This is a genomic window from Onishia niordana (genome assembly GCF_004798965.1).
GTDB classification, from domain to species: Bacteria; Pseudomonadota; Gammaproteobacteria; order Pseudomonadales; family Halomonadaceae; genus Onishia; species Onishia niordana.
The window spans coordinates 54,964-79,173 of sequence record NZ_SDSD01000004.1; the positions used below are offsets into that span (position 1 = coordinate 54,964).

The following is a 24,210-nucleotide window of genomic DNA, read 5'->3' on the forward strand; positions in this document are numbered from 1 at the left end:
CTAGTCTAGCATAGACAGGGCCATCGACGGACTCGGTGCCGGCACCGCCAAGCCGTCACCAGGCGACATCCTCGGTCCGGCTCCTGGCACGACCTCAAGGGCCCTATTCACGAAACTGATCGAATGCGCCACCCAGCGCTAGGGCGTCAACCCATCGTCCGTGTCCTGGTCGGGGTGATCGTCGGGGAAACGCAACGGATTGAGGCTCTTCTTTACGGCCTTTAGCTTCTCGGCAAGCTTGGGTCCGCGGGTCTTGGCCACACCGACCGCCAAGACGTCGATCAGCACCAGATGGGCGATGCGCGAGCTCATCGGGGTATAGATCTCGGTATCTTCCTGGACATCGATATAAAGCGGCAGGCTGACCTCATCAGCCAGCGGTGAATGGCTGGGACACAGGCCGATCACGGTGGCGCCCGCCTCACGGGCGCGCCTGACGCTTGCGACCAGAGCCCGGGTGCGCCCGGTCTGAGAGATCGCCACCACCACATCGCCCTTGTTGAGGGTCGCCGCGGACATATTCTGCATATGCGGGTCGGTATAGGCCGCGGTGGAGATCTGCAGGCGGAAGAACTTGTGCTGGGCATCCGCGGCCACCGCGCCGGAGGCACCGAAGCCGTAGAACTCGACGCGGTTGGCCATGGCAAGGGCATTGATCGCCTGATTCAGCCCCTCGTTATCCAGCCGGTCGCGTACCGACAAGAGGGTGCCGACAGTGGAGTCGAAGATACTGTGGGAAAACTCGGCGACGGTATCGCTATCATTCATCGAGAACTGGGCGAACTGGCTGCCCGAGGCCAGCATCTGCGCCAGCTTGAGCTTGAAATCCTGGAAGCCGTTGCAGCCCAGTGCCCGGCAGAAGCGCACTACCGTCGGCTCGCTGACCTTGGCCTCGGTCGCCAGGTCGACGATGCGCATGTGGATGACTTCTTCTGGATTGCGCAGCACGAAGCGCGCCACCTTCTGCTCGGAGCGGCGAAAGTGCTCCATGCGATTTCTCAATTCATCGAACAGGGCACGGCTCACGGAAAGCTCCTTGGCAGAGGACATTCGGGGATGTGGATAAAGTAAGCGACATAACCCGCTGTGGATATATCAGTGATTTTCGGCGATTACGCCAGTAAAGCACCGATCATAGTATGCCCCAGCCTGGGGGGAGAATGTCACGCCTGCCTGCGCGTCGCTTTAGCGTTGAACGTCATCATTCTGTCAAGTGGGTTATAGTAAACAAGGAGGTGCCGGTCGTAAGGCAGCACTCAAGGGCGGCCGGCACAGTCATCGCCCGTCAGGAGAGTCGATCATGCGTAATGTCGAACAGGTGTCCTCCGTCAAAAGCGAACTCCTCGATATTTTCATGAGCATGGAAGTCGCCGAGCATCAGCAGCGTCAAAAATCCGCTGCCGTCCGCAACCTGCGTGCCCGTCGAGGTATCGAGTTGCACAACGAATTCAAGCAATTGGAGCAGGATCTTGCTGAGTTGGATACCGACGACGATCTGATCCAGTAGCGCTTCGGCACGCCCTCCCCCGACGCCACGAGCCCCGGCAATACCGGGGCTCGCAGGATGGCTAGAGGAGACGAAAGGACCGGCAGTCGATGCCGGTCCCGGCCGCCATGACCCTCACTCTTCGCCTGATAGCATCCAGGTGCCGCATCACCTCACCTATCTGACAGCTCATCACGCCAGGAATACGCTGGGGCAAAACCGACCAGGCGGCGGGCCTTTGCGATGCTGTAGAAGGTCTCGAATTCGCCCATCTCGCGCCTGACTGGCACGTCTTCATAGAAGCGTTCACGCACCTGAGCGTTGGTCAGCCCCACCGAGAGATCATCGTTGGCAACGTTGAACACCTCGTAGCCCAGGCCATCCGTTTTCAAACAGCAATTGACCATCTGCCCCAGATCACGCGCATCGATGTAGGCAAAGATGTTGCGCCGACGCAGTGCGGGGTTCTCCAGATAGGCAGGAAAATGCTGGCGGTACTCGTGCGGCTCTATGACGTTGTTGATACGCAGCCCATAGATGTCGATGCCCGAACGTTCATGGAAAGAACGCGCCGTGACCTCGTTAACCACCTTGCTCATGGCGTAGCTGTCCTGAGGCACGGTGGGGTGGTCTTCATCGATGGGCAGGTAGTCGGGCGTCTTTTCACCATCGGCAAAACAGATGCCATAGGTCGTTTCGCTGGACGCGAAGATGACCTTGGGAATGCCCAGCCGGGTGGCCGCATCCAGGATGTTGTAGGTGCTCAGGGTATTGATGCGGTAGGTCTCGTTATCCGGCCGATGCAGGATGGCCGGTATGGCCGCGAAATGGACAATCGCATCATAGCGCGGCACACCGATGCCTGGTTCCAGCTCATCGATACCGGCGTAGGCCTGGCAGGCATTAAATACCTGGCCAGCATCGGTAAGGTCGACCTTCAGGGTAGTGATACCGGGTACATCGGACGCGACCCCGTCCAGGTTGGTCACTCTATGGCCCTGATCACGCAGATAAGCCGTGGCATGACGGCCAGCCTTGCCACTACCGCCAGTGAAAAGAAGACGCATGAACACTCCTCGATTAACCTAACGAACAAGACGGCCGACAACGGTTTACGGCTTCCCCTGGGCGGTCATACCTGCTGTATCCGCTATCCCCTCTCGTCATCATCTCGACGAGGTCGCGAGCGTTACCCGCGAACATCGTCGAGATTCATCACCTTAAAGACTGCTGACGAAGACCACCAGCACACCGAGCGGCGCTACATAGCGCGTGACCACGTTCCACAGGCTGGCGCTGAAGCCCTCCAGCCCCAGTTCCCGGCGAACGCCTTCCTTGTCGAGCCTCCAGGCCACGAACAGGATGACACCGAGGCCGGTCAGCGGCAGCAGGAACTTGCTGGTCAGCTTGTCGAGCAAGTCGAAGACGTTCAGGCCAAAGAACAGCACCTCACCCCAGACGTTGAACGACAGCAGCGCGGCGATACCCAGCGCCCAGGTGGCGATGCCGGCCACTACCGTTGCACCTACCCGCGACAGCGGCGTGCGTTCCTCGACGAACTCCACTACCGGCTCCAGCAACGAGATTGCCGAGGTCAGGGCGGCGAAGGTCAGCAACAGGAAGAACGCCAGGCCCAGCAGCATACCGCCGGTCATATTGCCGAAAGCGAGCGGCAGGGTGACGAAGATCAGCCCCGGGCCCGAATTCAGATCCAGGCCATTGGCGAAGACGATCGGGAAGATCGCGAGGCCAGCGCCCAGGGCGATGACGGTGTCCATGATCACCACGGTGCGAGCCGTCTTGAGCAGATTGACCTCCTGGCCCAGGTAGGAGCCATAGGCCATCATGATGCCCATGCCCAGCGATAGGGTGAAGAAGGCATGGCCGAGTGCTGCCAACACGACTTCTCCGGTGAGCTTTGACCAGTCGGGGTTGAACAGGTAGCTGACCGCCTCACCGAAGTGGCCGGTGGTCATGCCGTAGCCCACCAGCACCACCAGCAGCACGCCGAGCGCCGGCATCAGGGTGCGTACCGCGCCCTCGAGCCCCTTGGTCACGCCGCGGGCGACGATGCCGATGACCAACAGCATGAAGACCGAGTGCCACAGCAGCAGTTGTCCCGGGCTGCCCAGCATGCCGTTGAAGAGGCCACCGATGGCGTCAGCGTCCTGACCGGTGAAGGCGCCGGTCACTGAACTCAAGGTGTAGGACAGCGACCAGCCGCCTATCACGCTATAGAAGGACAGGATCAGGAAAGCGCCTAACACGCCGCTGATCCCGACCATTACCCAGCCTTTGCTGCGCCCTGAGCTCCTGGCCAGTTCAGCCATCGAGTTGATCGGATTTTCCTGACCGCGACGGCCGACCAGCCACTCGGCGACCAGAATGGGCAGCCCGATCAGGGCAATACATAGCAGGTACACCAGCACGAAAGCAGCACCACCGCTTTCGCCCACCATGTAGGGGAATTTCCAGATATTACCAAGGCCGACCGCGGAGCCGGTGGCCGCGAGAATGAAGGTCAGCTTTGATGACCAATGTACGTGGGATAGTTTGGACATGTTTCACCTTGAGATTGCGTGTCGACATCGATCGGTCGGATGCGATGCCGGCTTGTGCTTGTTATTGCCACGTCCGCGGCATCATGGATCACACGATGCCAATCAAGGGCATGACAAGATCCGGGCAGGATCTCCGCCGCTAGCCGCCGCGCCTTCTTCCCTGATCGAGGACACAAGAGGCGGCCAACATGCCGTGATATTGCGAAGATACGTGCGGGTTTTACACGAAACCCCCACAATATCGAATGGTGAACGGCATGAGGGCCACAAAACTATCCGATCATGATCGTGATAGCCAGAACGGATTGCCTCTCGCGAATGACCGAGACGTAAAGGCAGATCGCTAGAAAAGACGCACTTGTCGCTCACCGGAAAACGCCGCCAAAGGTGGCAACAAAAGTCGCGCTGCCAGGCGTTCATGGAAGGCTCTCGCCAAGACCGGTGCCTGTCGGTTGTCAGGGGTGTGCACAAAGAGGAAAGGGGTTTTCCCCTGTTTTATCCACAGGCATAGCCTGTCTATCCAGGGCGAAAAACGCGCATGATTGATATCGTCATCGAAATGGCCAATGAAGCGAATCACCGGTTGCTCGGCCGTGGAGATCACGTGTAGCGGGCGTTTGGGCTTTTCACTCTGCGCCTGAGCCAGACGGACATCACCCCCAGCAGGCGTAGCAAAAAGAGCGCGTACGTCAAGCATCACCCGATCTGCCCCATAAGTTATTAACAATCGGTTGAGGGCCGCTTCGGCGTCCCCTTTGTGGAAAAACTCGGGGTGACGGACTTCGACGCTAGCCGGTATGGCCTTGGGCCAGTGCGCGAGCAATGCCTCGAGCTTTGGCAACTCATCAGGGCCGAAGTCTCGGGGTAACTGAATCATCACCGGCCCGAGACGACCGTGTAACGGCGACAGCGCATCGAGGAACTCATCGACCTGGGGCTCGACCTCAACCAGGCGCTGCTCATGGGTCCAGGCCCCAGGCAGCTTGAAGCAGAAACGGAAACCCGCCGGTGCCTGGCGTGCCCAGGCAGCCACAGTATCCGCACGCGGCGTGCCGCTATAGAAGGTGGTGTTACCCTCCACCGTGGAGAACACCCGCGCATAGTCCGGCAGGCGCTCGCCCTGGCTGCCGTGGGGCGGATAGAGCCCGCCGCGCCAGTCCTCGTTGGCCCACATGGCGAGCCCCAGGTGCAGACATCCATCAGGAGAGGGGAGAGAGGAGTCGGTCACCGGTTCAGGTCTCTCGTCGGCGCTAGGAGGCAATGATAGTGAGCGGAATTATCCCGGCCTTCTCCGCCCTTGGCCAGCCCCATGCGTTGCGCTGCAGCGCAGGTAGCTAGGCGTGTCGAACACAGTCCAGGATATGTGATACGAAGTAGCGAACCTTGGCGAGTTCGCCAAGTGGTTCAGGATAGACCAGATAATAGGCATCCGGCCCCTTTAGAACATGCGGCCAGGCACAGCACAGATGCCCCGCGGCGAGTTCGTCTTCGACGAGAAAACGCGGCACCAGCGCCAGCCCGCCCCCCGCCATCACGGTTCTTATCAGCATCTGAAAGGTCTCGAAGCGTGTGCCATGATAGCTGCGGTGTGTGGTGATGCCCTGCTCGGCAAACCAGCGGTGCCAGGCGTCGGGGCGAGTGGACAGATGCAGCAAGCGTGCCTCGATCAGATCCGCGGCCGAATCCAAACGCAATCGGTAAAGATAGCTCGGCGCCCCTATTGCCACTACCTGCTCGTCGAATAGCTTGTGGCACTCAAGGTTGGGCCAGTGGCCATGACCATGAAAGAAGGCGACATCGATGTCTTCCTGCTCAAGATCGAAGGCCTGAACCCGGTCGGTCACGTTCAGGCTGATACCCGGATGCGACTCGAAGAAAGCCGGCAGGTGCGCTGTCAGCCAGGACGTGCCGAAGGTCGGCAGGGTCGCTACCCTAAGCACCTCGCTATGACCGCTGTAGGTCATGATGGTATTCGCTGACATTTCGATGTGCGCCAGTATCTTGCGCACATCGGTGAGGTACAGCGAGCCCTCGGGCGTTAGCACCAGCGTACGCCGCACGCGACGAAACAGCTTGTGCTGCAGGTAGTCTTCAAGCTGTGCAACCTGTTTGCTGACCGCACTCTGGGTCAGGCTCAATTCCTCGGCCGCACGCGTAAAGCTCATATGGCGAGCCGCCGCCTCGAAGCATTGCAGAGTCGTCGTCGATGGCAGGTGACGAGCCGTCATGGCGATACAGCTCCTGAACGAAATGGCCATTCTAGCCTATCGTGGCGCCCAGACTAGTCATTCTGCCAAGGCATGAGCACCCTCTTATTCCCGTAAAGCAACTGCCAAAAAGCGCTCTATTACTGGAGGACGTATTCCTGATCCTATCTATCATGAACAATTGGAATGGATAGCGCGTTTTTTTTCGTTTGCCGTTTCGCGCGGCGGCTGGTTTGATCAAGGCATCTTTTTACCATTCATAGCAACCGCCGACGCCCGCTTGATCCGGCATCGGTGATATTGGCCAAGCCCGGCACTGCCGGCCGCCCACAACGTTCAGGAGCCACGGCCATGTCGAACACTTCCTTCGTTTCTTCCGACGAGATTCGCGACCGTTTCTCGAAGGCAATGTCGGCCATGTATCAGGCCGAGGTGCCCCAGTACGAGACACTGCTTGAGCTAGTCGAAGAGGTGAATCGCGAGACGCTCGAGCGTGACACCGAACTCGCCGAGCGGCTCTCAGCCCATGACGAGCTGAATCGTCTCGGGGTCGAACGCCACGGCGCCATTCGCGTCGGCACCTCAGAAGAGCTTGCCATGCTGCGCCGTCTGTTCGCAGTGATGGGCATGCACCCGGTCGGCTACTACGATCTCTCCGAGGCCGGGGTCCCGGTGCATTCCACCGCCTTCCGGCCCATCGACGATGCCGCCCTCGCCCGCAACCCCTTCCGGGTCTTCACCTCGCTGCTACGCCTGGAGCTGATCGAGAACCCCACACTTCGCGAGCGGGCCGCGTCGATCCTTGCCGAGCGCGACATCTTCACCGCCGGCGCCCGGGAATTGATCGCACTCGGCGAATCTCAGGGCGGGCTCAACGACGAACAGGCCGATCGCTTCGTCGCCGAGGCACTGGAGACCTTTCGCTGGCACCGGAATGCCACCGTGGATCTCGCCACCTACGAGGCGCTGAACGCCGAGCATCGGCTGATCGCCGATGTGGTCTGCTTCCGTGGCCCACACATCAACCACCTGACACCGCGCACCTTGAATATCGACGAGGCCCAGAAGCGCATGCCGGCCGCCGGCATGAACGCCAAGGAAGTCATCGAGGGGCCGCCCCGTCGTAACTGCCCGATCCTGCTGCGCCAGACCAGCTTCAAGGCTCTCGAGGAACCGACTCAGTTCAAGGGCGAGCGTCAGGGCACCCACACCGCCCGCTTCGGCGAGATCGAACAGCGCGGCGTGGCGCTGACCGCCAAGGGCCGGACGCTCTATGATCGCCTGCTTACCGCCTCCCGGGAAAAGACCCAAGGGCTCGCCAACGACGCCCACCAGCAGGCGCTGGCCGAGGTATTCGCCGAGTTCCCGGATGATGAGGCGACCCTGCGCCGCGAGGAACTGGCCTTCTTCGAATACCGCCTCACCGGCGCCGGGCAAACAGCCGATGCAGGCCATGAAACGGATCTGGAAGCGCTGATTGCGCAGGGGCTGGTCACGGCTAGGCCGATTACCTATGAGGACTTCCTGCCAGTCAGTGCGGCGGGCATTTTCCAGTCAAACCTCGGCGGCACGCAGAACGATGCCTATACCGGCCACGCCAACAAGGGAGCGTTTGAAGCCGCCTTGGGCGCCGCCGTCACCAATGAGCTCGCCCTCTACGCCGAGCGCGAAGCTGCCTCGAAGGCCAGGGTGCTCAGGGCACTGGGTCATACCATCGCGGTTAATGATTGAACCTGGGAGCAAAGAAGAACGCCACTTCACCGCCCTATGTAGCTCCAGGAAGGCTTCTAACGCTTCCTGGGGCTTACCATCACTGTGTGGTCGTCAAGCGTTCGCTATGCCTTCGCCTGACAGCTAGCCGCCGGATAGCCATCCATTCGCCAATAACAAGGCGATACTCCACCAGCTGCCGAGAAAAATGGCCGTCATTGCAGCACTGGAAAACGGCGCGATCGAGAACTAATATTTTAGTGCTAACAGGCGACTTAGCCCTTGAGCTGCAATCTAACCTTGAGGACTTAGATTTATACTAAGTCAACACCTGCTAAAACATACATGAAAATAAAAATGTATGACATATAGCTAGATAGACAACCACTATTCTTGCCTTAGCAGGTATTCCTCATGAGTCTTCTAGCCCCGAATCAAAACCCTTCTGCGACGATTATTCGCTCACTGCTGCAACACACGCATGAGCTCTCCCTGTATTCCTCGGACATGCCTTATGCCCTGACAGCAGACGTAGTAGAACTAGATCGAAATACTGGTCGTCTGGTGTTGGAAGTGGAATATGCAGGATCAGATTTGGAGCACTATCTCGCCGGAGGGTTGAGCTTCGACCTGGAGGGGCTAAAGGGACCGCTAGGCGCCGAACGCGACACCTACAGCCTGAATCAGGTCACCGCCAAACTGCTCAAGACTGACAGTGCGCTTTATCGCCTGGAGTGCCAGCTTCCAGAATCCATCTTCTCCAAGGAAAATCGGGGGAGAGTACGTATCCCCTTCATTCTCGGCATGCAGGCCCGGGTCAGTCTCGACGTGTATCTGCATGAGCTCAACGTACCCGGCAGGCTACGCAACCTCTCCGTTGGTGGCTGCATGGTCGATATCGACCTCGCGGACAGCATTGCGATTAACGTGGGCCAAGAAATCCCGGGGGTAACGCTTGAATTTCCCAATGGCGAAAGCTTCTTCGCCGAAGGCAATATTCGTCATATTCGTCCCTTCGGTAACCATGGCCATGCCGTCGCCGGTATTCAGTTCATCAACTTGTCGATGGCTCAGACGGAAGCACTATTCAGGTATGTGCAAGAAGCTGAGCGAGAGGCTGCCTACCGTTCAGGCTCTTCCAATGACAAGCAAAACGATCATTCGCCTCTGTTCATTCCGGGTGCCAAGGAAAAGACATTGCTGCAAAGAGAGGCCCAGAATCGCGAGAAACACGCCCGCCAAACCCCCATGGAGCGTGGAGTGATGCATATTGCTCATCAGCTTCAAGTGGGTCTGATGTACATGAAGTCGCGCAACCGCTTCCCCGACGAGATCTTCTACGACTGCGCCGACACGCTGCGCTATCTGCTGGAAAAAGATCGCAAGACCTTCCTATATGCGCTGACGCTTCTTCGAGAAGAGCCTGACTGGGTCCGACATGCCATCCAGGTGGCCGGTCAATTGGCCGATTTGCTGATGACGCGCAACCCTCACGACCCACAGGTTCGTGAAGCCGTGCTCGGCACACTGCTGCACACGATGGGTAAGCCGCTGCTGATCAGCGCACAGTTACCATCACTCAAGATGAGCATGAACCCGGCACAGAGAGCCATCCTCATTGGCCATGTGGCGGCTCTTCACGAGAAACTGAGTGAACTTGGCTGGCAGCCAAGCCCGACTTGCCGCGATGTCATCGACAACGCCAACGAGCATATGGACGGCTCTGGTTATCCGGCCAGTAAGCGAGGTGACGCGCTCTCTGAGCTCATTCGATTGGTTTCGGTGATCAAGGCCATCAACAAGATGATGCACGCACGCAACGGTCTGCCGCCTTACTCGCCGCTTGAGGCCTACCGCAGTATCCATGACGCAGACACGGCCTATGATAAGACGGTGCTAGTGGAATACATCCAGATACACGGTCTATATCCGATCGGCAGTCTGGCGAAGTTCTCGAGCGGCTTCCTTGCCTGGGTCATGGATATCGACGGCAAGGGGATGCCCAATCAGGTTCACGTTGTTAAGAACCTGCACTTTTCCGATACCAATATCAGCAGCATCCTCACCAAGGGCGACTTCTCGCAGATTGGCAAACTGGAAGGCATCGTCAACCCCGCAGATTATGGAGCCAGAGCCGGCGGTCTGCAGTGGGAAACCCAAGGGTAACGGCGGCACGAGAAAGCCAGCGCTCCTAGCCGATATGATCGACATAGTGAACGCTGGCTCAGGATGAAAGGCTATTTTCTTCAAGCCACCGCTATTCGACGGTCACCGACTTAGCGAGGTTGCGCGGCTGATCGACGTCGGTGCCCTTGAGCACCGCTACATGGTAGGACAGCAGCTGCAATGGCAGGGTATAGAGAATCGGGGCCAAGGCTTCGTCAACATGCGGCAGGCGAAGCACATGCAGGCCGTCAGCTTCCTCCAGGCCCACGCTCTCGTCGGCGAACACATAAAGCTCACCGCCTCGAGCACGAACCTCCTGCAGGTTCGATTTGAGCTTGTCGAGCAGGGCGTCATTGGGGGCCACCGAGATCACCGGCATCTCACTATCGACCAGCGCCAGCGGGCCGTGCTTGAGTTCCCCGGCCGGGTAGGCTTCGGCGTGAATATAGGAAATTTCCTTGAGCTTCAGCGCACCTTCCAGCGCGATCGGGAATTGGGCTCCACGACCCAGGAAAAGCGCATGGTGCTTGTCGGCAAAGGCGGTGGACAACGTCTCGATCTCGCCGTCCAACTCCAGCACATGTCCCATGAGTGAGGGCAGACCACGCAGGGCGTGGACGATCTCTTCCTGGCGAGCCTCGTCCATACCATGCACCTTGCCAAGTCCAAGCGTCAGCAGCATCAGGGCGGCCAACTGGGTGGTAAAGGCCTTGGTCGAAGCCACACCGATTTCGGGACCGGCCTGGGTCATCAACGTCAGATCCGACTCCCGCACCAGAGAACTGCCCGGCACGTTGCAGATCGCCAAACTTCCCATATAGCCGAGATGCTTGGCGAAACGCAGCGCTGCCAGCGTATCGGCGGTCTCGCCGGACTGAGAGAGGGTCACGAACAGCGTGTCCTTGGGCACCACCACGCGGCGATAGCGGAATTCCGAGGCCACCTCGACCTGAGTGGGGATGCCGGCATACTGCTCAAGCCAGTAGCGTGCCACCAGCCCTGCATGATAGCTGGTACCGCAGGCAACGATATGCACCTGCTTAGCCTTCGACAGTAACGCCTCGGCCTCGATGCCAAAGCTTTCGATCAGCGCACTGCGATCACCTAGACGGCCCTCAAGAGTCGCCGCCAGTACCTGCGGCTGCTCGTAGATCTCCTTGAGCATGAAATGACGATACTCGCCTTTGCTGGCCGCGCCGTCACCATGCTCGAAGACCTGGATAGGCCGCTCCACCACTTCCCCCGCGGCATCGAAGATTTCGATACTGCCGCCACGGCGCAGGCGCACCACATCGCCCTCCTGCAGGTAAATGAAGCGGTCGGTGACCTGCAGCAATGCCAGCGGGTCGGAGGCCAGGAAGGCCTCTTCGATACCCACGCCAACCACCAGCGGACTGCCCTTGCGGGCACCGATCAGGCTGTCGGTTTCTCCGCGGTGGATCACGCCCAGTGCATAGGCGCCGTCAAGGCCGGCCAGCACCCGCTGCACGGCCGCCAGCATATCCTGGCCAAGGCTAAACTCGCGCTCGACTAGATGGGCGATGACTTCGGTATCGGTCTCCGAGGTGAAGGCGTAGCCCTGTCCTTCGAGTTCGGCCTTTAGTGCCTCGAAGTTCTCGATGATGCCGTTATGCACCACCGCCAGGTTGTCACCGGACTGATGGGGGTGAGCATTGTGCTCACTGGGTTTGCCGTGAGTCGCCCAACGCGTGTGGGCGATACCCACGCGGCCGGCGAGCGGCGATGCCTCCAGGCAGGCCTCGAGGGCCGCCACCTTACCGGCAGCGCGCTGGCGTTCGAGCCGACCATCTGCCGTCAACACGGCCATCCCGGCAGAGTCATATCCCCGATACTCGAGGCGCTTCAAGCCTTCAAGCAAGATGCCCTGGACGTTGCGCTCGGCGACCGCTGCGACGATTCCACACATGCCGTTCTCCTTCTGTACGTGCCGACGGCCGGATCGTCATGTCGAGCCGTCGTAGCGATCCGGACGTGTTGAGCGATATCTTCTGCCCCGGACCGGATACATTCATGTTAGTTAATGAGTCGTCAGTCCCTGACGATCCGGGTCGGGCGTGGCCAGTCGGCCTTACTGATCTGACGCGCACGAGACACTGCCAACGCATTGTCGTTAACGTCCTTACTGATGGTCGAGCCGGCCCCAATGATGGCACCTGCACCGACACTGACTGGTGCCACCAGGGCAGTGTTGGAGCCGATGAAGGCCCCATCGCCGATCTCGGTGCGATGCTTGTTCACCCCGTCGTAGTTGCAGGTGATGGTGCCAGCCCCGACGTTCACACCCTGGCCCAGCCGTGCATCGCCGACATAGCTCAGGTGATTGATCTTGCTACCCTCACCGACCCGGGCGTTTTTGGTCTCGACGAAATTGCCGACCTTGGCCTTGATGGCAAGTTGGGTGCCGGGGCGCAGCCTGGCGAAAGGACCAATCTGGTTATAGCCCGCGGCCACCGCCTGCTCGATCACACTATGCGACTCGACCACCGTCTCGGCGCCGAGGTGACTGTCACGGATCACGCAATAGGGGCCAATACGCACCCCCTCGCCGAGTTCCACATCCCCCTCGAAGACACAGCCCACATCGATCTCGACATCACGGCCGCAGGTCAGAGTGCCGCGCACATCGATCCGTGCCGGGTCGGCAAGGGCCACACCGTCGGTCATCAGACGCTCGGCAACACGCTGCTGATAGGCACGCTCGAGGCGCGCCAGCTGCAGGCGGTTGTTGACCCCCTCGACCTCGACCGGTTCAGCAGGCTGAGCGGTGACGATGCCCACGCCCTCAGCAGCCGCCATGGCGATCACGTCGGTCAGGTAGTATTCACCTTGCTGGTTATCGTCCGACAACTGCGGCAACCAGCGTTTCAGCTGGGCAGCGGTCATCGCCATGATGCCGGTGTTGCATTCTTTGACCGCACGCTCAGCCTCACTGGCATCCTTCTGCTCGACGATGGCCGTCACCTGGCCGTCTGAGTTGCGCAGAATGCGACCATAGCCCTTGGGATCCTCAAGGGTCACGCTGAGAAGCCCCATGTGGTCTTCATCGACCTGCTCGAGCAATGCGCTCAGTGTCTCGCGACGAATCAACGGCACATCGCCATAGAGCACCAGGACCTTGTCGTGGCCAAGCTGATCGAGTGTCTGAGCGACGGCATGACCGGTACCCAGCTGTTCTTCCTGAACCGCGAAATGCACGCCGGTATCACCCAATGTCTGGCGCATGGCATCGCCACCGTGGCCGATCACTAGGTGCAGTTTGTCGGCACCAAGGCCCGAGGCGGTGTCGATCACATGACGCACCATCGGCTTGCCTGCCAGCGTATGCAGGACCTTGGGCTTGCGGGAACGCATCCGGGTTCCCTGACCAGCGGCGAGAATCACCACATCGAGTGTCATCATGTCTCCTTGTTGTCTGGAACCGCGTCTTGAACCGAGTCTTGTACCGGGCCCTGGCCCGGTCGCGGAATCCCTAGTTTATCGAGTGCGGCATCACCGACCCGCTCGGCGAAGGCCGGGCTCACCTGGCTCACCCAGCCCTCGCCGTCGCGCTCTAGCGTCAGCACCGCGAGGCCTTCACGGCGCGCGGTATTCAGTGCCGCTTGGGGACCAAGCACGCTAAGCGCTGTGGCCCAGGCATCGGCAGCGGCGGCGGAGTCGCTCAGTAACGTCACCGAGGCCAACGCATGCTCGACCGGTCGTCCGGTGCGCGGATCAATCGTATGCGAATAGCGCTGACCATTCTCTTCAAAATAGTTGCGATAATCGCCTGAGGTGGCAACAGCGAGATTGCTCAGCGCCAGCACGTACTGCGCTACCTGACGGTGTTCGTTCGGCACCTCAACGCCCACCCGCCACGGCATCGCATCGGCATCACGATGGCCACGCAGCACCAATTCTCCCCCGATATCGACCAGGAAATTCTCGATACCTTCCGCTTCGAGGTAGTCCGCGACCTGGTCGACGCCAAACCCCTTGGCCACCGCCGAGAGGTCCACATAGACATCGCTCAGGCGTCGAGCTCGACCGGCCTGCGTATCAAGCTCGACCTTGTCGGGGCCGATCTGGGCCAGGCGTTCCTCGAGCTGATTGTTGGGAGGTACCGATTCAGGGCGCGCCTCGGGGCCGAAACTCCATAGATTCACGAGCCCGCCCACGGTGATATCAAAGGCGCCGTTGCTCGCCCTCGATACCTGTTGGCTAAGCTCAAGCACCTGCATCAGTTCGGGCGAGAGAGGCTGCCACTCACCAATCGGGGAACGATTGAACGTCGAGAGTTCTGACGCTTCGCGATAGGTCGACATCGAGGCATCGACCGCCTCCAGTTCATCGAGTATCCCGGCTTCAATGTCTGCGACCTCGTCGCGCCTCATCGGCTCGGCCAGAATCACCTGGTAGTAGGTGCCAAATATTGGCCCCTTGAGGGTAATGGGGGCCTCTCGGAGCGGCTCGCGACAGCCACTCAAGAGTGTCGCGAAAAGCAGCACGCAAACCGCGAACAAGGGAAGGCGTCGAGACATGATCGCTGTCCTACCAGAAGAACCATAAGAGCCACAGTCCCAGGACCACGCGATAGATCACGAAGGGCTGCATGCCGATACGGTGGATGAAGATCAGGAAGTAATGGATGCACAGGTAGGCACTGATTCCGGAGAGCAGGGTGCCTCCAGCCAACGCCGCCCAGTCCACGGGCATCGGGGATTCGAGTAGGTCCAGCGTCTTGAGACCACCGGCCAGCACGATGACGGGAATAGATGTCAGGAAGGAAAAGCGCGCTGAGGCCTCGCGGCTCAGACCGAGCATCAATGCTGCGGTCATGGTAATGCCCGAGCGAGAGGTACCCGGAATCAGCGCCAGGGCCTGGGCGAGGCCAATCAGCAGCGCATCCTTCCAGGTAAGCTCAAATTCGCTGCGACTGCCCCGATGGCGAAAATCCGCCCAGCCCAGCAGCAGCCCGAAAGCGGCTAGGCTGGCACCGATCAGCACCGCCGAGCGTAGGTTTTCCTCGATCAGATCCTTGCAGGCGAGCCCCACCAAACCGACCGGAATGGTCGCAAGAATCACCCACCAGGCGAGCCGCGAGTTCTTGTCTTGGCCGCGTCCCACCAATGAGCCACTGAAGCTCGTCACCATCTTCACCAAGTCGTGACGGAAATAGGCCACCACCGCCGAGAGGCTACCGACATGCAGGGCCACGTCGAAGGCAAGCCCCTGATCGGGCCAGTCGGTGAGTACCGGCACCAACACCAGATGGGCCGAACTCGACACCGGCAAGAATTCGGAGATGCCCTGCACGAGGGCCAGAACGATGACCTGTAGCCAATCCATGCTGTTCACTGTCGCCAAGAAAGAAATCGAGGCAGGCGCCCCCTGCGCCTGACAAGTGGGACCTGAGGATACACGTCACGGTCGCGCTTGTCCTCGGCACTTACACTGAGACCCCCAGGTTCCTAGCCCAGCGCTAGCAGATGCCGGGCGATGCCGAAGTAGATCACCACGCCGCAAGCATCGATCACCGTGGTAACCAGCGGCGCCGAGGCGGTGGCCGGATCCCAGCCGAGGCGGTCAAGCAGGAAGGGCAGGCACATGCCAAGCAGGCTACCGAACAGTACGATGGTGATCATGCTCACTGCCACCACGATGGCCACCGTGTCGCCACCGCGCGCCAGTCCGATCGGCGCCACGGCCAGCGCCATGGTCAGCCCCAGGGCCCCTGCCACCAACAGCTCGCGCCCCATCAGCTTGCCCCAGTCGCGCACCCCGACATCGCCGGTGGCCATGCCGCGCACGGTCAGGGTCGCGGCCTGGGCACCCGCATTGCCGCCGCTGCCGATCAACAACGGCAGGAAGAATACCAGTGCCACCTGAGCGGCGATGGTGTCCTCGAAGTAAGCGATGCCGGCCCCCGAAAAAAGATTGCCGAACACCAGCAGCACCAGCCAGACGATGCGCTTGCGATACAGGCTCCACAGCGGCACCCGGCTGACACCAGTCTCGAGCTGGCCGATCGACATGCCCTTGTGGATATCTTCAGTGGCCTCGGCCTCGACCACGTCCAGGGCATCATCATGGGTAACGATACCCACCAGACGCTCGCCGTCATCGACCACCGGGACCGCCAAAAGATCATAGCGGGCCACCAGCTTAGCCACATCTTCCTGCTCGGCATCCACCCGGGTGTGGATAACATTCTGAATCATCAGATCGGCCACCGCCGCCCCGGGACGCGCTACGATCAACTGACGCAGCGACAGCGTACCTTTTAGCCGGCCGACACCATCAATGATATAGACCTGGTAGACGGTCTCTGCATCCGGGGCCGTCTGGCGGACCCGCATCATTGCCTGGGACACACTCAACCCAGCGGGGATGGCCACATAGTCGGCGGTCATCAATGCCCCGGCAGACCCTTTCTCGTAGCTCGCCAGCAGCAGCACTTCCTCGCGCTCGTGTCGGGCCATACGCCGCAGCAGGTCCTCGCGACGATCCTCGCCGATCAGGTTGAAGAAGTCGGCTCGCTCGTCCGAGCCCATCTCTTCAAGTAGCGTCACAAGAGGCTGGTCGGCCATGCCGGCGGCGAGCCGCTGCTGTGTCTCGTCTCGCAGGTAGCTAAAGACATTGCCGCCCCGCTCAGGCGACAGTGACTCCAGCAGGGCAATCGCTGCGGCCTCGTCATCGTCCTCATCGACGAACTCCTCGAGCAGCTCGGCGACATCGGCGGAACGCCGCTTGACAAGCAAACCCTCGAGAGTTTCCCGGTCATGCTGTGCAAGAGCGGTCTCGAGCAGCGACTTGTCGGACTGCGGGCTGTCTGTCATTGCCATGGCATTCTCCTGACTCCGATCCAATCTCTTCTGGCCCGCTGCTCGACGATACTGCGAAGAGTGTGACAAAACGGTCGGTATCGACACAAAAACGCCCCTTGAACCCAGGGTTCAAGGGGCGTCGCGGACGGCTAAGGGTAAGGCTTAACCCCTGCCGGCTTTCTTGCGCAATTGCTGAATGGTCCGCAACTGGGCAACGGCCTCGGCGAGCTCTGATGAAGCGCGCGTGTAATCAAGGTCAGCGTTGCTGTCGTTGAGTTCCCTCAGTGCATGCTGGCGGGCCTCTTCGGCAGCCGCCTCATCCAGATCGTCGGCGCGCACGGCGGTGTCAGCAAGAATGGTCACGATTTCGGGCTGGACTTCGAGGAAGCCGCCCGTGACGTAGTAATGCTCTTCCTGACCACCGTCGTGAATGACCCGCACCGGGCCCGGCGAGAGCTCGGTAAGCAGCTGAGTGTGCCCCGGGAGAATTCCCAGGTCACCCATCATGCCCGCCGCAATCACCTGCTCGACGACTCCGGAAAAGATCGAAGCCTCGGCGCTGACGATCTCGCACTTGAAGCTTTTCGCCATAGCTATGTCCCCTCTGGGGCTCCCGTAGGGTGGACGACCTTACTTCATGGAGTTGGCTTTCTCGACGGCTTCGTCGATGGTACCAACCATGTAGAAGGCCTGCTCCGGCAGCTCGTCGTAATCGCCATTGAGGATGCCCTGGAAGCCACGGATGGTTTCCTTGAGGGACACGTATTTACCCGGCGAACCGGTAAACACCTCGGCCACGAAGAACGGCTGCGACAGGAAGCGCTGGATCTTACGCGCCCGGTTCACGGCCAGCTTGTCTTCGTCAGACAGCTCATCCATGCCCAGGATCGCGATGATGTCCTTGAGTTCCTTGTAGCGCTGCAGAACACCCTGCACACGGCGAGCCGTGTCGTAGTGCTCATCACCAACCACCAGCGGATCGAGCTGACGCGAAGTGGAATCGAGCGGATCGATGGCCGGGTAGATACCCAGCTCGGCGATCGAGCGTGCCAATACCACGGTCGCATCGAGGTGCGAGAAGGTGGTAGCCGGCGAGGGGTCGGTCAAGTCATCCGCGGGCACGTAGACGGCCTGAACGGACGTGATCGAGCCATCCTTGGTGGAGGTGATGCGCTCCTGCAGGACACCCATCTCTTCGGCCAGGGTCGGCTGATAGCCTACCGCCGACGGCATACGGCCCAGCAGTGCAGATACCTCGGTACCGGCCAGGGTGTAACGATAGATGTTGTCGACGAACAACAGCACGTCACGACCTTCATCGCGGAACTTCTCGGCGATGGTGAGGCCGGTCAAGGCCACACGCAGGCGGTTTCCGGGCGGCTCGTTCATCTGACCGTAGACCAGCGATACCTTGTCGATAACGTTGGATTCAGTCATCTCATGATAGAAGTCGTTACCCTCACGGGTACGCTCGCCCACGCCGGCGAACACGGAGTAACCGCTGTGCTCGGTGGCGATGTTGCGAATCAGCTCCATCATGTTGACGGTCTTGCCGACGCCGGCGCCGCCGAACAGGCCGACCTTACCGCCCTTGGCGAACGGGCAGACCAGGTCGATGACCTTGATGCCGGTCTCGAGCAGTTCACTGGTCGCTGCCTGATCCGCGTAGCCCGGGGCCTTGCGGTGGATCGGCATGCGTTCCTGCTCGCCGATGTCACCGGCTTCGTCGATCGGCTGACCGAGCACGTTCATGATACGGCCCAGCGTTTCCTTACCGACCGGCACGGAGATGGCTGCACCGGTGTTCTCGACCTCGGTGCCCCGCTTGAGGCCTTCGGTGGAGCCCATGGCGATGGTGCGAACCACGCCGTCGCCCAGCTGCTGCTGGACCTCGAGTACGGTCTCGCTCTGCGAGACATTCAGCGCGTCGTAGACCTTGGGAACTGCGTCCCGCGGAAACTCTACGTCAATCACCGCGCCGATGATCTGTACGATACGTCCGCTCATCTTGGTTCCTCTTAGATACCTGCAAATGAAACCTGTGTGCCTGGGCGGCCAGTCACCATGCGACGGCCCGGCCCAGTGGCGCTATACGGCTGCCGCGCCGCCAACGATCTCGGAGATTTCCTGGGTAATCGCAGCCTGACGGGCCTTGTTGTACACCAGTTGAAGCTCGTCGATCAGGTCGCCGGCATTGTCAGTGGCACTCTTCATCGCGATCATCCGCGCAGCCTGTTCGCAGGCCGCGTTCTCGACCACGCCCTGATAGACCTGGGATTCGATGAAGCGCACCAGCAGCCGGTCCAGCAGCACCTTGGCATCCGGCTCATACAGGTAGTCCCAGTTTGCGGGACGGCTGTGTTCTTCGTCTTGCGAGTTGTCGGCACCCATATCGGGAGACAACGGCAGCAGCTGCCGAACGGCCGGCTTTTGCGTCATGGTGTTGACGAACTGATTGTTCACCACGTAAAGCCGGTCCAGCTCGCCCGCATCGTAGGCTTCGAGCATCACCTTGACGCTGCCGATCAAATCTTCGATCTCAGGGGCTTCGCCCATACCGCTCGATGCTGACACCAGGCGTCCACCGTACTTACGGAAGAAGCCGCTGGCCTTGGCGCCCAGCGCACAGAAGTCGAGCTCGACGCCCTTGTCCTGCCACGCCTTGGCATCCTTGAGCACGGCCTTGAACAGATTAGCGTTCAGGCCACCGCACAGGCCGCGGTCAGTCGAGACCACGATGTAACCAACCCGCTTGACCTCGCGCTCGACCATATAGTCATGGCGATACTCGGGGTTGGCATTGGCAATATGACCAACGACATTACGGATCTGGCGCGCATAAGGCTGACTAGCCAACATGCGCTCCTGAGCTTTACGCATTTTCGACGCAGCGACCATTTCCATGGCGCTGGTGATCTTCTGCGTATTTTTGATGCTCCCGATCTGGGTGCGTATCTCTTTTCCAGCTGCCATAGCGATCTACCTTTCGTTCGTGGCCCTCAGAAACATCCGTGGCCCGGCCGGGACACGCCCTGACCGGGCCGGGAAATCACCAGCTCTGAGTGGCCTTGAACTTCTCGAGACCAGCCTTGAGGCCTGACTTGATCTCGTCGTTGTAGTCGCCGCTGGCATTGATCTTGTCGAGCAGATCGCCGTGCTCATCCTTCATGTAGGCATGCAGAGCATGCTCGAAGTCGAGCACCTTGTTGACGTCGACATCGTCCAGGAAGCCTTCGTTGGCGGCATACAGAGTAAGCGCCATATCGGCTACTGACATCGGCGAGTACTGTTTCTGCTTCATCAGCTCGGTGACACGCTGACCGTGCTCGAGCTGCTTGCGCGTCGCTTCGTCAAGATCAGAAGCGAACTGAGAGAATGCCGCCAGCTCACGGTACTGAGCCAGCGCCAGACGCACGCTACCGCCGAGCTTCTTGACGATCTTGGTCTGAGCCGAGCCGCCGACACGCGATACCGACAAACCGGCGTTGATCGCCGGACGAATACCGGAGTTGAACAGGTTGGTCTCGAGGAAGATCTGACCGTCGGTGATGGAGATCACGTTGGTCGGAACGAACGCCGAGACGTCGCCGCCCTGGGTCTCGATGATCGGCAGCGCGGTCAGCGAGCCGGTCTTGCCCTTGACTTCACCGTTGGTGAACTTCTCAACGTAGTCGGCATTGACGCGCGCGGCGCGCTCGAGCAGACGGGAGTGGAGATAGAAGACGTCACCCGGGAAGGCTTCACGGCCCGGCGGACGACGCAACAACAGCGAGGTCTGGCGGTAGGCCACGGCCTGCTTGGACAGATCGTCATAGACGATCATCGCGTCTTCGCCACGGTCGCGGAAGTATTCGCCCATGGTGCAACCAGAGTAGGCGGCGAGGAACTGCATCGGGGCCGGATCGGCTGCGCCGGCCGCCACCACGATGGTATGTTCCATGGCACCGTGCTCTTCGAGCTTGCGTACCACGTTGGCAATGGTCGACTGCTTCTGACCGATCGCTACGTAGACGCAGGTGATGCCCTTGCCTTTCTGGTTGATGATCGCGTCGATGGCGATCGCCGACTTACCGATCTGGCGGTCGCCGATGATCAACTCGCGCTGACCACGACCGATCGGCACCATGGCGTCAATCGACTTCAGACCGGTCTGGATCGGCTGATCGACGGACTGACGGGTGATGACGCCCGGCGCGACCTTTTCTACCGCATCGGTCAACTCAGCGTTGATGTCGCCCTTGCCATCGATGGGGTTACCCAGCGCATCGACCACGCGGCCGATCAGCTCCCGGCCTACCGGGACCTCGAGAACGCGACCGGTACATTGAGCGGTCATGCCCTCTTCGAGGTGCTGATAGTCGCCAAGCACGACGGCGCCGACGCTATCGCGCTCAAGGTTCAGCGTCATGCCGTAGATGCCGCCGGGGAATTCGATCATCTCGCCGAACATTGCGTCGGCAAGACCGTGGATCTTCACGATACCGTCAGACACGCTGACGATGGTGCCCTCGTTACGGGCTTCAGATGCGACATCCAGCTTTTCGATACGCTGCTTGATGATGTCGCTGATCTCGGAAGGATTCAGTTGCTGCATGCCGTGTCCCTCAGACTCAAGCGGAAAGGGCCTCATGGAGGCGATTCAGTCGACCGCGCACCGACCCGTCGATGACGGTGTCGCCGGCGCGCAGGATGACGCCTCCAATGAGGGTGGAGTCCACCTGAGAGGTAATGGAGATTTCGCGGTTCAGACGCTTGGCCAGTGCACTCGCGAGCTTTTCCTGCTGGGCTTCGTCCAGCGCATAGGCAGAGACGATATTCACGTCCATGCGTTTTTCTTGCTGGGCCTTGAGCAGCTCGAACTTCTCGGCGATAGCTGGCAGAGCAGCTAAGCGCCCCTTGGAACCAACTTGGCGCAGAAAATTGCCGACCTCGTCGTTCACGGCGTCACCGCAGAGATCAATGAGCAGATCCGCTTTCTGGGCGCTGGTCATCTGCGGGTTGCTCAGTACGCGCTCACGTACGTCGCCGTCTTGGGCGACCTGCGCCAGCGTTGCCAGCATTCCGGACCAGTCTTCGAGCGCCGATTTGCCAAGCGCGTATTCGAAGGCCGCTTTAGCGTAAGGACGTGCGACGGTAGACGTTCCCGTCATGGATCACCTCCTTAAAGCTCGTTGGCCAGTTTGTCGACAAGTTCACGGTGCTTCTTCTCGTCGATCGAAGATTCCAGGATGCGCTCTGCACCGACAACGGCCAGGTGCGACACCTGAGAGCGCAGCTCTTCCCGTGCGCGGTTCACTTCCTGATCGATCTCGGACTTGGCAGTGGTGATCATGCGTTCGCCTTCTTGGCGAGCCTGCTCACGTGCTTCCTCGATCATCTGGCTGGACCGCTTATGGGACTGCTCCAGGATTTCTGCTGCCTGTTCCTTGCTCTCACGCAGCGTCTTGTTGGCCTCTTCTTGGGCCACCTCGAGATCGCGTGTAGCGCGACTGGCAGCGTCCAGGCCATCGGCGATCTTCTTCTGGCGCTCATGGAGCGCAGTGCTGATCGGCGGCCACACATACTTTGTGCAGAACCAGACAAAGATCGCAAAAGCAATCATTTGCCCGATAAGCGTCATGTTGATATTCACAGGGGCGTACCTCTGACAGATTCGTGGCAACCGGAAACAAGCCAACCGAGCGCCATGCGCTCGGTATGCCAATTGTTAGCCGGCGACGACGAAAATCAGGTACATCGCGATACCCACGCCAATCATCGGAACGGCGTCCAGCAGACCTGCCATCAGGAAGGTCTTGGTCTGCAGGTGATCACCCATCTCTGGTTGACGAGCAGTAGTTTCGAGCAGCTTGCCACCCAGCAGGGCGAAGCCGATAGCGGTGCCGAGGGCGCCAAGGCCAATCATGAGAGCGGCAGCAATGTAGACGAGTTCCATGGTGATACTCCTATCGAGTTGAGATAAAGGTTAAGGGTTTATCGGGTGATACGTGATTCAGTGATGCTCGTGGGCAGAGTTCAGATAGACCACCGTCAGCACGGTAAAGATGAACGCCTGCAACGTGATAACGAGAATGTGGAATATGGCCCAGGGTACGTTCAGCGTCCAAGAGACCCAGAACGGCAACAAGGCGATCAGGATGAAGATCACCTCGCCGGCGAACATGTTGCCGAAGAGACGAAGGCCCAGGCTGAGCGGCTTCACCAGCAGACCAATGATTTCCATCACCAGGTTAAAGGGAATCAGCGACCAGTGATTGAACGGAGTGAATGACAGCTCTTTGACGAAGCCGCCAGCCCCTTTGACCTTGATGCTGTAATAGATGATCAGACAGAAAACGCCAAGCGCCATGCCCAGGGTGGCGTTGGGGTCCGTGGTGGGGACGAGCTTCATGTACTCGACGCCGAACTTGGCAAAAAGCTCAGGGGCCAGATCCACCGGCACGAGCTTCAGCAAGTTCATCAGGAATATCCAGACAAACAGCGTCAAGGCCAACGGTGCGACCAGCGGGTTTTTACCGTGGAAAGCGCCTTGGACCGTGCCCTCGACGAATTCGAAAACCATCTCGATGGCACTTTGTAACTTGCCGGGAACACCAGTAGTGGCCGCTTTGCCGACCTTGCGGAACAGCCAGATGAACAGGATACCCATGGCGATCGACCAGCCCATGGTATCAACGTGAATTGCCCAGAACCCCATGTCGGCGGCTTCCTGAGCGGAATGCGCCATCGACCAACCATTTTCCGGGTGATGCCCGAAGGTCAGGTTTTGCAGGTGGTGCTGGATGTACTCCGTAGGAGTCGGGTTATTGCCTGCCATACTCTGCCTCGATTTCAGGTGTGCGACGGTTGACGCAAGAGCCAAGGGCCCAGCCAATGCACCAGCAGCGTCGCCACGTAAGCGCCAAAGAAGAAAGTGGGATTTGAGGGTGGCACTAGCACGAATACCAGCGTGAACAATGCCACCGTCAAACCGAACTTTCCGGCCGCGGCTCGATAAAACCCGTTGACCATTTGCCGGGAATGAGGCGCGCGGTAATAGCGGAAGGCACGCCAGACAAAATAAGCATTGGGTAGCAGGGCCACTCCACTGCCGGTCAATGCCGATAGACTGCCGCCAACCCCGGCGGCCAGCATGCCACCAATACTAACCACGGCCAGCATGAGGCTCTGTGCCACCAACAGGCGTACAACGGGTGGTCGCTTGAGCTTGGCTGCCACCGTTTACCCCCTGCGTTGCGCCGTCTCACGCTGACGAT

22 protein-coding genes are annotated in these 24,210 nt (G+C 59.9%); 3 read left to right on the plus strand and 19 right to left on the minus strand.

Annotation, left to right across the window (positions count from 1 at the left end; all coding sequences use genetic code 11):
* Positions 1-138: 138 nt before the first annotated feature.
* Positions 139-1,026 (minus strand): transcriptional regulator HexR, encoded by an 888-nt coding sequence (gene hexR, locus ETC27_RS09155; protein ID WP_136254693.1) that lies wholly within the window; start codon positions 1,024-1,026, stop codon positions 139-141.
* A gap of 274 nt (positions 1,027-1,300) precedes the next feature.
* On the opposite strand from hexR, the gene ETC27_RS09160 reads away from it, so the two are divergent.
* Entirely contained in the window at positions 1,301-1,507 is a 207-nt protein-coding gene (locus ETC27_RS09160; RefSeq protein ID WP_136254694.1) for a PA3496 family putative envelope integrity protein, read from the plus strand.
* A 152-nt stretch (positions 1,508-1,659) separates the two neighbouring features.
* Here ETC27_RS09160 and ETC27_RS09165 read toward each other — a convergent pair whose 3' ends face one another.
* From ETC27_RS09165 to ETC27_RS09180, 4 genes are all read right to left on the minus strand, one after another.
* Positions 1,660-2,553: an NAD-dependent epimerase/dehydratase family protein gene (locus ETC27_RS09165; RefSeq protein ID WP_136254695.1), complete on the minus strand. Its 894-nt coding sequence runs from the start codon at positions 2,551-2,553 to the stop codon at positions 1,660-1,662.
* Positions 2,554-2,706: 153 nt separating this feature from the next.
* Positions 2,707-4,047: a sodium-dependent transporter gene (locus ETC27_RS09170; protein ID WP_136254696.1), complete on the minus strand. Its 1,341-nt coding sequence runs from the start codon at positions 4,045-4,047 to the stop codon at positions 2,707-2,709.
* 343 nt (positions 4,048-4,390) lie between these two features.
* A complete protein-coding gene (locus tag ETC27_RS09175; RefSeq protein WP_500690364.1) occupies positions 4,391-5,275 on the minus strand; it encodes a DUF72 domain-containing protein in 885 nt (294 codons plus the stop codon).
* A gap of 106 nt (positions 5,276-5,381) precedes the next feature.
* Positions 5,382-6,275: a LysR substrate-binding domain-containing protein gene (locus tag ETC27_RS09180; protein ID WP_136254697.1), complete on the minus strand. Its 894-nt coding sequence runs from the start codon at positions 6,273-6,275 to the stop codon at positions 5,382-5,384.
* A 330-nt stretch (positions 6,276-6,605) separates the two neighbouring features.
* On the opposite strand from ETC27_RS09180, the gene hglS reads away from it, so the two are divergent.
* Together hglS and ETC27_RS09190 are read left to right on the plus strand one after the other, a co-directional pair.
* Positions 6,606-7,985 (plus strand): 2-oxoadipate dioxygenase/decarboxylase HglS, encoded by a 1,380-nt coding sequence (gene hglS, locus ETC27_RS09185; protein WP_136254698.1) that lies wholly within the window; start codon positions 6,606-6,608, stop codon positions 7,983-7,985.
* Positions 7,986-8,378: 393 nt separating this feature from the next.
* Positions 8,379-10,130: a PilZ domain-containing protein gene (locus tag ETC27_RS09190; protein WP_136254699.1), complete on the plus strand. Its 1,752-nt coding sequence runs from the start codon at positions 8,379-8,381 to the stop codon at positions 10,128-10,130.
* Positions 10,131-10,221: 91 nt separating this feature from the next.
* Here the strand turns inward: ETC27_RS09190 and glmS are convergent, their stop codons facing one another.
* The 14 genes from glmS to ETC27_RS09260 form a co-directional block, all read right to left on the minus strand.
* On the minus strand, positions 10,222-12,057 hold the full coding sequence (gene glmS / locus ETC27_RS09195; protein ID WP_136254700.1) for a glutamine--fructose-6-phosphate transaminase (isomerizing): 1,836 nt from the start codon (positions 12,055-12,057) through the stop codon (positions 10,222-10,224).
* A gap of 122 nt (positions 12,058-12,179) precedes the next feature.
* A complete protein-coding gene (gene glmU, locus ETC27_RS09200) occupies positions 12,180-13,550 on the minus strand; it encodes a bifunctional UDP-N-acetylglucosamine diphosphorylase/glucosamine-1-phosphate N-acetyltransferase GlmU (RefSeq protein ID WP_136254701.1) in 1,371 nt (456 codons plus the stop codon).
* The gene (locus ETC27_RS09205; RefSeq protein WP_136254702.1) at positions 13,547-14,668 is read right to left on the minus strand and encodes an FAD:protein FMN transferase; all 1,122 of its coding nucleotides are present in this window, start codon (positions 14,666-14,668) and stop codon (positions 13,547-13,549) included. The genes glmU and ETC27_RS09205 overlap by 4 nt, the downstream gene beginning before the upstream one ends.
* 10 nt (positions 14,669-14,678) lie before the next feature.
* Complete coding sequence (locus ETC27_RS09210) at positions 14,679-15,476, minus strand: undecaprenyl-diphosphate phosphatase (protein WP_136254703.1); 798 nt, start codon at positions 15,474-15,476, stop codon at positions 14,679-14,681.
* Positions 15,477-15,598: 122 nt separating this feature from the next.
* Positions 15,599-16,972, minus strand: coding sequence for a magnesium transporter (gene mgtE / locus ETC27_RS09215; RefSeq protein WP_136254704.1), 1,374 nt, complete (start codon positions 16,970-16,972; stop codon positions 15,599-15,601).
* A gap of 144 nt (positions 16,973-17,116) precedes the next feature.
* A complete protein-coding gene (locus ETC27_RS09220) occupies positions 17,117-17,545 on the minus strand; it encodes a F0F1 ATP synthase subunit epsilon (RefSeq protein WP_136254705.1) in 429 nt (142 codons plus the stop codon).
* A gap of 39 nt (positions 17,546-17,584) precedes the next feature.
* Positions 17,585-18,961: a F0F1 ATP synthase subunit beta gene (gene atpD / locus ETC27_RS09225; protein ID WP_136254706.1), complete on the minus strand. Its 1,377-nt coding sequence runs from the start codon at positions 18,959-18,961 to the stop codon at positions 17,585-17,587.
* 81 nt (positions 18,962-19,042) lie between these two features.
* The gene (gene atpG / locus ETC27_RS09230; RefSeq protein WP_136254707.1) at positions 19,043-19,927 is read right to left on the minus strand and encodes a F0F1 ATP synthase subunit gamma; all 885 of its coding nucleotides are present in this window, start codon (positions 19,925-19,927) and stop codon (positions 19,043-19,045) included.
* A gap of 76 nt (positions 19,928-20,003) precedes the next feature.
* The gene (gene atpA, locus ETC27_RS09235; RefSeq protein ID WP_136254708.1) at positions 20,004-21,548 is read right to left on the minus strand and encodes a F0F1 ATP synthase subunit alpha; all 1,545 of its coding nucleotides are present in this window, start codon (positions 21,546-21,548) and stop codon (positions 20,004-20,006) included.
* 16 nt (positions 21,549-21,564) lie between these two features.
* Positions 21,565-22,104, minus strand: coding sequence for a F0F1 ATP synthase subunit delta (locus tag ETC27_RS09240; RefSeq protein ID WP_136254709.1), 540 nt, complete (start codon positions 22,102-22,104; stop codon positions 21,565-21,567).
* Positions 22,105-22,115: 11 nt separating this feature from the next.
* Positions 22,116-22,586 carry a F0F1 ATP synthase subunit B gene (locus ETC27_RS09245; protein ID WP_136254710.1) on the minus strand — a complete coding sequence of 157 codons (471 nt, stop codon included), beginning with the start codon at positions 22,584-22,586 and terminating at the stop codon, positions 22,116-22,118.
* Positions 22,587-22,661: 75 nt separating this feature from the next.
* Positions 22,662-22,889, minus strand: coding sequence for a F0F1 ATP synthase subunit C (atpE, locus tag ETC27_RS09250; protein ID WP_136254711.1), 228 nt, complete (start codon positions 22,887-22,889; stop codon positions 22,662-22,664).
* Positions 22,890-22,946: 57 nt separating this feature from the next.
* Positions 22,947-23,771 (minus strand): F0F1 ATP synthase subunit A, encoded by an 825-nt coding sequence (atpB, locus tag ETC27_RS09255; protein ID WP_136254712.1) that lies wholly within the window; start codon positions 23,769-23,771, stop codon positions 22,947-22,949.
* Between the two features lie 14 nt (positions 23,772-23,785).
* On the minus strand, positions 23,786-24,172 hold the full coding sequence (locus ETC27_RS09260; RefSeq protein ID WP_136254713.1) for an ATP synthase subunit I: 387 nt from the start codon (positions 24,170-24,172) through the stop codon (positions 23,786-23,788).
* Between the last annotated feature and the right edge of the window lie 38 nt (positions 24,173-24,210).

Excerpts from the sequence above, each read along its gene's own strand:
- ETC27_RS09190 (WP_136254699.1), top strand. The coding sequence starts at position 8,379 with ATGAGTCTTCTAGCCCCGAATCAAAACCCTTCTGCGACGATTATTCGC.
- hglS (WP_136254698.1), top strand. The coding sequence starts at position 6,606 with ATGTCGAACACTTCCTTCGTTTCTTCCGACGAGATTCGCGACCGTTTC.
- ETC27_RS09170 (WP_136254696.1), bottom strand. The coding sequence starts at position 4,047 with ATGTCCAAACTATCCCACGTACATTGGTCATCAAAGCTGACCTTCATT.
- glmS (WP_136254700.1), bottom strand. The coding sequence starts at position 12,057 with ATGTGTGGAATCGTCGCAGCGGTCGCCGAGCGCAACGTCCAGGGCATC.
- atpE (WP_136254711.1), bottom strand. The coding sequence starts at position 22,889 with ATGGAACTCGTCTACATTGCTGCCGCTCTCATGATTGGCCTTGGCGCC.
- ETC27_RS09205 (WP_136254702.1), bottom strand. The coding sequence starts at position 14,668 with ATGTCTCGACGCCTTCCCTTGTTCGCGGTTTGCGTGCTGCTTTTCGCG.
- ETC27_RS09165 (WP_136254695.1), bottom strand. The coding sequence starts at position 2,553 with ATGCGTCTTCTTTTCACTGGCGGTAGTGGCAAGGCTGGCCGTCATGCC.
- mgtE (WP_136254704.1), bottom strand. The coding sequence starts at position 16,972 with ATGGCAATGACAGACAGCCCGCAGTCCGACAAGTCGCTGCTCGAGACC.
- atpA (WP_136254708.1), bottom strand. The coding sequence starts at position 21,548 with ATGCAGCAACTGAATCCTTCCGAGATCAGCGACATCATCAAGCAGCGT.
- glmU (WP_136254701.1), bottom strand. The coding sequence starts at position 13,550 with ATGATGACACTCGATGTGGTGATTCTCGCCGCTGGTCAGGGAACCCGG.
- atpG (WP_136254707.1), bottom strand. The coding sequence starts at position 19,927 with ATGGCAGCTGGAAAAGAGATACGCACCCAGATCGGGAGCATCAAAAAT.
- atpD (WP_136254706.1), bottom strand. The coding sequence starts at position 18,961 with ATGAGCGGACGTATCGTACAGATCATCGGCGCGGTGATTGACGTAGAG.
- atpB (WP_136254712.1), bottom strand. The coding sequence starts at position 23,771 with ATGGCAGGCAATAACCCGACTCCTACGGAGTACATCCAGCACCACCTG.
- ETC27_RS09220 (WP_136254705.1), bottom strand. The coding sequence starts at position 17,545 with ATGGCGAAAAGCTTCAAGTGCGAGATCGTCAGCGCCGAGGCTTCGATC.
- ETC27_RS09210 (WP_136254703.1), bottom strand. The coding sequence starts at position 15,476 with ATGGATTGGCTACAGGTCATCGTTCTGGCCCTCGTGCAGGGCATCTCC.
- ETC27_RS09180 (WP_136254697.1), bottom strand. The coding sequence starts at position 6,275 with ATGACGGCTCGTCACCTGCCATCGACGACGACTCTGCAATGCTTCGAG.
- ETC27_RS09160 (WP_136254694.1), top strand. The coding sequence starts at position 1,301 with ATGCGTAATGTCGAACAGGTGTCCTCCGTCAAAAGCGAACTCCTCGAT.
- ETC27_RS09240 (WP_136254709.1), bottom strand. The coding sequence starts at position 22,104 with ATGACGGGAACGTCTACCGTCGCACGTCCTTACGCTAAAGCGGCCTTC.